Genomic DNA, 8047 nt, shown 5'->3' with positions numbered 1-8047 from the left:
CCTCGCTCCAGCTGAGTCGACCAAGTACAGAATGGGCACTTTAAGATTCAGGGCAGTTTCCTGGATACGGATGATTTTTTCCACTGTTCTGGCACCCCATGATCCAGCTTTGACTGTAGAATCATTTGCCATAACACAAACTGTTCTTCCTCCAATTTTGCCAGTTGCCGTCACTACACCATCGGCAGGAAGCCCTTCTTCCTGGCAATTGGCGAACATGCCGTCTTCTTGATACTCCCCGTTATCGAACAATAGATTCAAACGATCTCTTACAAAAAGCTTATTTTGTTCTTTAAGCTTTTCATGATATTTCTGCTGGCCGCCGCTGGATATTTTCTCCCTTTGCTCTTCCAGTACATGTTCATATGTCTTCTGTGACACAAAAAATCCCCCTTTGTTTTCAAATGCATTACTGCCATCTGCTTTTTTAAAAAATTGATTACCGCTCCTGAGGCACAACTTCGCAAGGGGCAGATGGACCTTCTCCAGATGAAGGTTCCGATAGGCGAGGACCCCCGGGTCAGAAGCTGGATTGTCATAAATAGCGAATGCGCCCTGGTCAGCCCGACAGGCGATGTTCCGAAGAGAAAGACGGTTTCCCTTTCTTTCTCTCCAGGTTTATTTATTGTGATGCATCTCTATTCGAACGTAATAAGAACGTCGCCCTCATTGACAAAATCGCCGACATTCACTTTTACTTCAGCAACCTTTCCAGCCGCCTCAGCTTCTACCGGAATCTCCATTTTCATCGATTCAAGCATTAGGATGGTCTCCCCGCCGTTAACCTCAGCTCCGCTTTCAACAAAAACGTTCAATACTGTTCCTGCCATTGATGCTGTAATTTCTTTCATTTCCTGTTCCTCCTAAGTAATCGTTGTCAGTTATTTACGGTCTTCCTTGAACTCAGCCACGCAGTATTATAGGACCCGTCCTGGAAGCTCTCTTCTTTGAGCACTTCCCTGAATAAAGGGATATTTGTCTTTACCCCTTGTATTTCCGTATCTTCAAAAAACTTGATTGCTTCTCGAACGCACTCTTCACGGGTGCTTCCGTAAATGATGACTTTGGAAATCATCGGGTCATAAAAAGGTGTTACATTATTTCCCTGCTCATAGCCGGTGTCTATCCGGACATTTTTCGCGGTTCCCCATTTAATGGACGAAATATTGCCGGGTGAAGGGAAAAAGGTTTTGGGATCTTCTGCATATACCCGAAACTCCAGGGCATGGCCATCGCATCGGATAGCTTCCTGGCTGGAAATAGGAAGTTCTTCTCCTCTGCTGACGAGGACCTGCCACTTAACCAGATCCAGATTGGTGATGCTTTCTGTAACCGGGTGCTCGACCTGCAGTCTCGTATTCATTTCGAGAAAATAGAAATTTTCTTCGCTATCCACAATGAATTCGACCGTACCGGCATTGACATAATTCACCGCCCTTCCTGCCCTGACAGCTGCTTCAAACATTCTTTCCTTTGCCTCATGAGATAGTTGAGGTGACGGCGCTTCTTCAATAACTTTTTGATTCCGCCTTTGTACAGAACAATTTCTTTCAAATAGGTGGATGATGTTACCTTTTTCATCTCCAAATATCTGTACCTCTATGTGTCTTGCGTCATCTATACATTTTTCCAGAAAAACTTCGTCATGACCAAAGTAGGCTTTTGCCCTGTTTTTCGTAGAATCAAAGCTTTGAACGAGCGCTTGCTCATCGTTACAGCGGATCATGCCGATGCCCCCTCCGCCGCTGCTGGCTTTCAACATAACAGGGTAGCCGATGGATTGCGCCACTTCCTTGGCCTCTTCGATCGAAGCGACCCCGCCTTCGCTCCCAGGAACAACAGGTACATTCGCCGCAATCATTGTTTTTCTTGCAGCAACTTTATCTCCCATCATCTCCATCACTTCCGCTGAAGGCCCGATAAATGTTATGCCGCGGTCTCTTGTCTTTCTTGCAAAATCGCTGTTTTCTGATAACAGCCCATACCCTGGATGTATCCCTTCTGCTCCTTCCCTTACAGCAATGTCCAGGATGGTATCAGTTTGTAAGTAAGACTTATTAACCGGCGGCTCCCCTATACGGAATGCACTGTCTGCTTCAGCAACATATGGCATATCTTTATCAGCATCTGAATAGATTGCTATAGTTTGTATTCCCATTTCCTTGCAAGTCCGAATGATTCTTGAAGCTATTTCTCCCCTGTTTGCCACTAAAATCTTCTGCACAACATATCCCCTTTCCTTGTTCATGAATAAGTATTCTAGTATTAGATTTCTACAAAAAACAAAAAATCCTCCCAAAACTGCAAACGCTTTCTTAGCTGAGTGCAGAATTTTTTGTATTTTTGTTATATAATGATAATATCATAATCTTCTCCTATAGTAATGAATGAAAAGAGATACTCATACTCTTTACACTAGATGATATTCATTCAACAGAGAAGGTATACACTTATATCACTTGGCCGGGAGGTACCGCATATGACAGTAAAAGTTGAAAAACTAAAAGTAAACTACAAGACTTTGGAAGAATTCAAGAAATTTAAAGAGTACGGTGTACAGGAGCTTTCGATGATGGAAGACCTGGAATCCAATATAATCGAAAATAACAGTGAGTCACCCTTCTATGGCATTTATTTTGGCGATACTCTTATAGCGCGCATGAGCCTATATCAGAGGGACTCAAGCAATGACCAGTATTTTGATCCACCGCAAAATTACCTTGAATTATGGAAGCTGGAGGTTCTCCCAACCTACCAGGGAAAAGGGTATGGCAAAGTTCTGGTTGATTTCGCTAAAAGCTTCAATGTGGCGATCAAAACAAATCCCAGGATACAATCTCATGGATTCTGGGAAAGAATGGGCTTCGAGAAGGCAACCTACGATATGGAAAGAGACCTGGGGCAAAATCCGCTGATATGGCTTCCTGAAGGTGTCCACGAACAAAAACATTCTTGATTAGATCAATACAAAAGGCTGACGATTAGTCAGCCTTTTGTGTGTTTAAGAATCTCGCCATCTGGCAGTAATCATTTTTGAAGCCGCTGCAGGTTTCCGTTTTTATCCATTTGGAACTTCACTTTATCATCACTCTCTTGCAGCAGAGCCATCTTCCTGGCTTTTTCAAATATGAACAGCAGGGATTGATGATCTTCTTCAAGCAGTTCCAGTTTATCTTTATAGGCTGAATTAGCTTCTTTAAGCCGCTCTACCTGCTGCTCAAGCTTTTCGGAGTATTCTTCAAGTTTTCTATAAGCAGTTTGCAATTCTATATCCTCAGTTAAATTGCCCTTCAGGCTCTTAAGAAATTCTATGACCCCATCGAGTGTCAGCTTTCCTGAATGCGTTTCATCGTTTTTCAGTGACGGAATTTCCTGGACTCTTTCATTCTGCTCAGGTTCAGGCTGCTCGGCAGGTACAGAATGTTTTTTATTTTCCTTACGTTGTCTTTTTGCAAGTTCTATCCCGGATTTATATTGTTTTCTCACAAATGAATTCCAGCGAAATCCGCAGGCGGCGGCCGTTCTTGACAACTTCCTTCCCACTTCCTCAAAAGCCTGAAGCTGCGTTCCCCCTTCTCTGATATGACGAAGCACCACCTCGGCAAGCAATAAATCCTCATCTTGGCTCCATGCATCTTGTCTATTAGAAGTCACTTCTATCCCTCCTGTATGAATTTATTTATTAATCCATACTTATGTTTATAGTAGAAAAGATAGAATATATAACTCAAGATTTTAATGCTTTTTAGAACCGATGCTGCTCTCTTACCGATAAATTCCTCTTTCTTTCAAATTCTTCCATTTCACTTTTTATATAAAAATTTTTCTACCGCTTGATGATGAGCTTCTTTCTCCCATAATCCTGCACATGTCCTTATTTCCTTATCAATTCTTTCATAGAGATTGACTGATTCCCATTTTTCTTTTACCGCTTGCTTATAAGCGACAAGGACGTTAACATCTTTGTTCAAAAAGCCTTTCATACATTGAACCAACGACGGAACATCCGCCTTTTCAAGAAGATAATTGATGAATCCATATTCATGCATATGCTCAGACGAGTATAAATCGGCAGTTCCTAATAGATAGAGGGCATGTCCAGGCGTCATTTTTTCCATTAGCAAGGAACCTCCGCCCCACCCCGTTGTAATCGCCAGCCTTCCTTGAATGAATCCCAGCTTTACTCCTTTTCGCGCAGCCCGGAAATCACATGCTGCCGCGATTTCACATCCTCCCCCTACCGCACTTCCATCTATCAGGGCAGCGGTAATTTTCGGAAGTGTCGCCAATTGATAGAGTATGTCCCCCATCTTTTTCAGCATAGAATAGGCCTGTTCTTCTGTCTTTAACCCATGAAAGGTTTCCAGATCCCCTCCAGAACAAAATGCCTTTCCTCCAGCAGCTTTTATAATCAGAAGTTTAATCTCATCATCAGAAGACGCCTCATCAATAGCTTTCTGTAGTCCGTCCATCACTTCATAATTAACCGCATTTCGTTTCTCTTCCCTATTGATGGTAAAAACAAGAACGCCGTCTTCTGTTTTTTCCAGTAGATAATCTTCCATCTTCATTCCCCTTTGCAGTAAATTTTATATGTAGTTAAACTTGTTTCTCTTTCTATATTAATACCATACATTTACAGATACAGGGGAAGTTTTTCTATATGCGCAAGCGGTGATCATTAATTCTTTGTTAACGGGTCTCTATAATTCGGGAATGAGGGTGTTCCCTGCGCCGAGTTTCTGATTTTCATCTATTTAAAGGATGCAATTTACTTAGGTGAAGAAGATCGGTTAAGTCATTGTGATAGACTAGTGCACCAGACTCAATACCCCAAGACGAGTTTATGGGATCAATAAGACTATATCCGCACGTCATGCATCAGTAACAAGTCAAGGATAAATACCACCTATCTTAATCGAGGCTTCGAAATCAACACTTTATACGAAACTGCTTTACTTAAATGTCAGAGAGAACCCTCGTAATCGACATCCTTAATAGCAACAAATTCACTTGGCAAACGAATGACGGTACATTAAAAATGGAAATTACGATTATGATGTCCCTCGCTCACGCAGCGCGGTACATCAAAAGAAGAAATCACGAAGATGATGCCCCTCGCTAACACAATGCGGTTCATCAAAAGAGGAAATTACGTATATGATGCCTCTCGCTCACATAGCGCGGTGTAATGAAAACCGAACAGCTCCCCTGCACAAAGCAAGTAACCAGTAAAACGAAAAAGCTCTTTTCGTAAACTTTGTTGCTATCCACATAAATATCGAAAACTACCGTTATAATTGAGTGGAAATAATCTCATAAGAAAGAAAAAGAGCTGCTCCCTCCATATTAAAGAGAAAAACCTTAGTTTCCGGGGGAAATTCGGAAGCAGCAATTTTTGCAAAAAAGCTTTCAAAAAGATTGTTGTTTTGGGTGCTATTATAAATCCCTCCCCCTTTTACACCCGGAGCAGAAATCCATTACTTTTAAAACAGCCACAATCCTTAAGAAAACAGCTAAAAGAAAAAACAAAAAAGCGTGAAGAGCCATGGTCTCTTCACGCTTTTTTGCTGAGAATAAACTTATTTATTCACAACTTCTTTTCCTTTATAAGTACCGCACTCTTTACATACACGGTGAGCTAGTTTCATTTCCCCGCAATTGGGGCATGCAACCATACCAGGTACATTTAACTTGAAATGTGTACGGCGTTTTCTCTTTGCTGTTTTAGATGTTCTTCTAAAAGGTACTGCCATTTCTTCCCACCTCCTTACAGAGATATGTTATGATGAAGCCAGAACGAGCTGGTTCACGACGCTTTAAGAGTTCTTGTCTTGTTCAAGAAGCTTAGCAAGACCGGCAAGCCGAGGATCAACTTTCTTTTCCTCTTCTTCTTCCGCCTGAATGGCCTGCTCTTCCGTAATGACTTCCCAATTCTTGCCGGATGGAAGGTTTTCATCGTCTTTCGCTTTTTCGCTGAAAACTTGCATAGGAATTTCCAGGACAAGCAGCTCATTGATGACAGGCATCAAGTCAATGACATCTCCCTGAATCCTGTGCACTTCTTCCTCTTCATACTGATCATAGTCATTTGCTTTTAATAAGAATGTTTCGACCGTGTCAATATCAACCGGAAAATGGACATCTTCCAGCGTTCTTGAGCAAGGAAGAACAAGTTGGCCTTCAATATGCAGATGGAAGGTTACTTTATCAGAACTGATGTCTGCTCTTCCTGTGACATGGATTGGAGAAACATCACGTATCTGAGGATCAAGTTTTTTCACTTCACTTGCATCTACTGTTTCATCAAGGGGCATTCCCTTATCACGAAACTTTTGCAATTGAATAATTGACCATTTCAATGTAATCACCTCAAGGCAACAAAGGTAATTATAGCTTTCATAATACCTTTTGTCAATATTTTTTCTTTACACTCTTTACAAGTATAGTGTTGTAATTATAACTTGTATTTATGAGTATTTACCACCCATTTTAAAGGATGTGAAAAAGAAATGAAAGCAGCGGGCGTTATTGTAGAATATAATCCATTCCATAATGGACATTTTCACCATCTTTCAGAGACGAGAAAAATGACAAATGCAGACCTGATCATTGCTGTAATGAGCGGAAATTTCTTGCAGAGGGGAGAACCTGCCATTGTTTCTAAATGGTCCCGCGCAAAGATGGCCTTGAAATCAGGTGCAGATATAGTGATAGAACTTCCCTACGCCTTTGCAACCCAGCATGCTGAAATTTTCGCCTCTGGATCGGTTGCACTGTTGGATGCCATGAAATGTTCGGCTTTTTGCTTTGGAAGTGAGTCGGGTAACATCGCCTCCTTTGAAAATACTGTAGAGTACCTTCATAACCATGATGAGCAATATAATGCTTTTGTACAAGAATATATCAAGATGGGAATGAGCTATCCTTCTGCATTGTCAAAAGCATTTCAGAGTCTCAATCCGGATAGAAGCCTGGTCGACCTTTCACTGCCCAATAATATTCTCGGATATCATTATATCCATGCACGCAATGCTATAGGCTCAGAAATGAAAGCTTATACCCTTGCCAGAAAAAATGCAAATTATCATGATGAACATTTTAGCGATGAATCCATCGCAAGTGCTACTAGCATTAGAAAAGAATTAAAAAAGAGAGAAGGAAATGTGGATGCAGTCCACTCCTTCATCACTGAATCAACCCTGGCTGAACTGAAAGATTACCAGGATACATTCGGAATTCTTCATGACTGGGAACTTTACTGGAGCCTTTTGAAATATAAAATCTTATCATCTTCCAGTGAGGAGCTCGCTGGCATCTATGAAATAGAAGAAGGCATCGAAAACAGATTCAAAGCCGCAGCTCGTTCTTGTTCAAGCTTTCAGGAGTTTATGGAAACAGTTAAAACGAAGAGATACACCTGGACACGTCTTCAACGGATGGCACTTCATATACTGACTAACACAACCAAGGAAGCTATGGATGCCCATAAATCTCCGCAATACATACGTCTGCTGGGCATGACGGAAGCAGGCAGGCAGTATCTTAATACAATAAAAAAGGATCTCGGCCTGCCATTGATCAGTAAGCTGAGTTCTGCCGACAGGGAAATGATTTCCCTTGATATAAAGGCAGCTGAAATCTTTTCACTAGGTGCGGTGGACCCGGAATTACAAATGAAGCTGCTGCAGCAGGAATTCAAGCAGCCTCCGATCTACCTGAAAAGTTAAATAAGGATAATTACTGTATTAAACAGGAAGACTGATATCTGATTAGATTTTCAGCATTTTTTCAAAAGGCTGTTTCCGCAAAGATTGTGGCTGTTTTAAAAGTAATGGATTTCCACTCCTTTTACGTATGAGGGGGAGTAAGGAGAAATTAGCATTTAAAAGGAACAACCTTTCCGAGAGGATTTTTTACAAATATAGCTACTTTTGGACTAATCCCCAAGGTACGTGATTACCCCGGATACTCAGGTTTCTCTCTTTAACATGGATGTAGTAGCTCTTTTCTTTTTTGCTTACCAGGATAGTTCCAATGAATAATG

Annotated in this window: 10 protein-coding genes; 3 read left to right on the top strand and 7 right to left on the bottom strand. The window is 41.4% G+C overall.

All coding sequences use genetic code 11. The annotated features are described in order from the left end of the window. The 3 genes from B9Z54_RS05105 to B9Z54_RS05095 all read right to left on the bottom strand — a co-directional run. The coding region (locus B9Z54_RS05105; RefSeq protein WP_275887783.1) for a carboxyl transferase domain-containing protein at positions 1-381 on the bottom strand (381 nt) is incomplete at its 3' end. A gap of 257 nt (positions 382-638) precedes the next feature. Then, positions 639-851 (bottom strand): biotin/lipoyl-binding carrier protein, encoded by a 213-nt coding sequence (locus B9Z54_RS05100; RefSeq protein ID WP_113927411.1) that lies wholly within the window; start codon positions 849-851, stop codon positions 639-641. Between the two features lie 26 nt (positions 852-877). Continuing rightward, positions 878-2224: an acetyl-CoA carboxylase biotin carboxylase subunit gene (locus tag B9Z54_RS05095; protein ID WP_113927410.1), complete on the bottom strand. Its 1347-nt coding sequence runs from the start codon at positions 2222-2224 to the stop codon at positions 878-880. Positions 2225-2479: 255 nt separating this feature from the next. Between B9Z54_RS05095 and B9Z54_RS05090 the strand changes: the two genes are divergently transcribed. Beyond that, positions 2480-2956: an N-acetyltransferase gene (locus B9Z54_RS05090; RefSeq protein WP_113927409.1), complete on the top strand. Its 477-nt coding sequence runs from the start codon at positions 2480-2482 to the stop codon at positions 2954-2956. A 71-nt stretch (positions 2957-3027) separates the two neighbouring features. Here the strand turns inward: B9Z54_RS05090 and B9Z54_RS05085 are convergent, their stop codons facing one another. Together B9Z54_RS05085 and B9Z54_RS05080 are read right to left on the bottom strand one after the other, a co-directional pair. Further along, positions 3028-3654 carry an RsfA family transcriptional regulator gene (locus B9Z54_RS05085; RefSeq protein ID WP_113927408.1) on the bottom strand — a complete coding sequence of 209 codons (627 nt, stop codon included), beginning with the start codon at positions 3652-3654 and terminating at the stop codon, positions 3028-3030. Between the two features lie 149 nt (positions 3655-3803). After that, positions 3804-4565, bottom strand: coding sequence for an enoyl-CoA hydratase/isomerase family protein (locus B9Z54_RS05080; protein ID WP_113927407.1), 762 nt, complete (start codon positions 4563-4565; stop codon positions 3804-3806). Between the two features lie 398 nt (positions 4566-4963). Between B9Z54_RS05080 and B9Z54_RS24690 the strand changes: the two genes are divergently transcribed. Further along, complete coding sequence (locus tag B9Z54_RS24690; RefSeq protein ID WP_162785094.1) at positions 4964-5125, top strand: hypothetical protein; 162 nt, start codon at positions 4964-4966, stop codon at positions 5123-5125. 457 nt (positions 5126-5582) lie between these two features. On the opposite strand, the gene rpmF is transcribed toward B9Z54_RS24690, so the two are convergent. Beyond that, positions 5583-5756 carry a 50S ribosomal protein L32 gene (rpmF, locus tag B9Z54_RS05075; protein ID WP_006836756.1) on the bottom strand — a complete coding sequence of 58 codons (174 nt, stop codon included), beginning with the start codon at positions 5754-5756 and terminating at the stop codon, positions 5583-5585. Positions 5757-5819: 63 nt separating this feature from the next. After that, positions 5820-6362 (bottom strand): YceD family protein, encoded by a 543-nt coding sequence (locus B9Z54_RS05070; protein ID WP_113927406.1) that lies wholly within the window; start codon positions 6360-6362, stop codon positions 5820-5822. A 150-nt stretch (positions 6363-6512) separates the two neighbouring features. On the opposite strand from B9Z54_RS05070, the gene B9Z54_RS05065 reads away from it, so the two are divergent. Beyond that, positions 6513-7730, top strand: a complete 1218-nt coding sequence (locus tag B9Z54_RS05065) for a nucleotidyltransferase (protein ID WP_113927405.1) — start codon at positions 6513-6515, stop codon at positions 7728-7730. Positions 7731-8047: the final 317 nt, after the last annotated feature.

The organism is Bacillus sp. P14.5, from assembly GCF_003316765.1.
Classification (GTDB): domain Bacteria; phylum Bacillota; class Bacilli; order Bacillales; family Bacillaceae_B; genus Rossellomorea.
The sequence above is the reverse complement of the archived record's forward strand: the minus strand, read 5'-3'. Positions and strand labels throughout refer to the sequence as shown.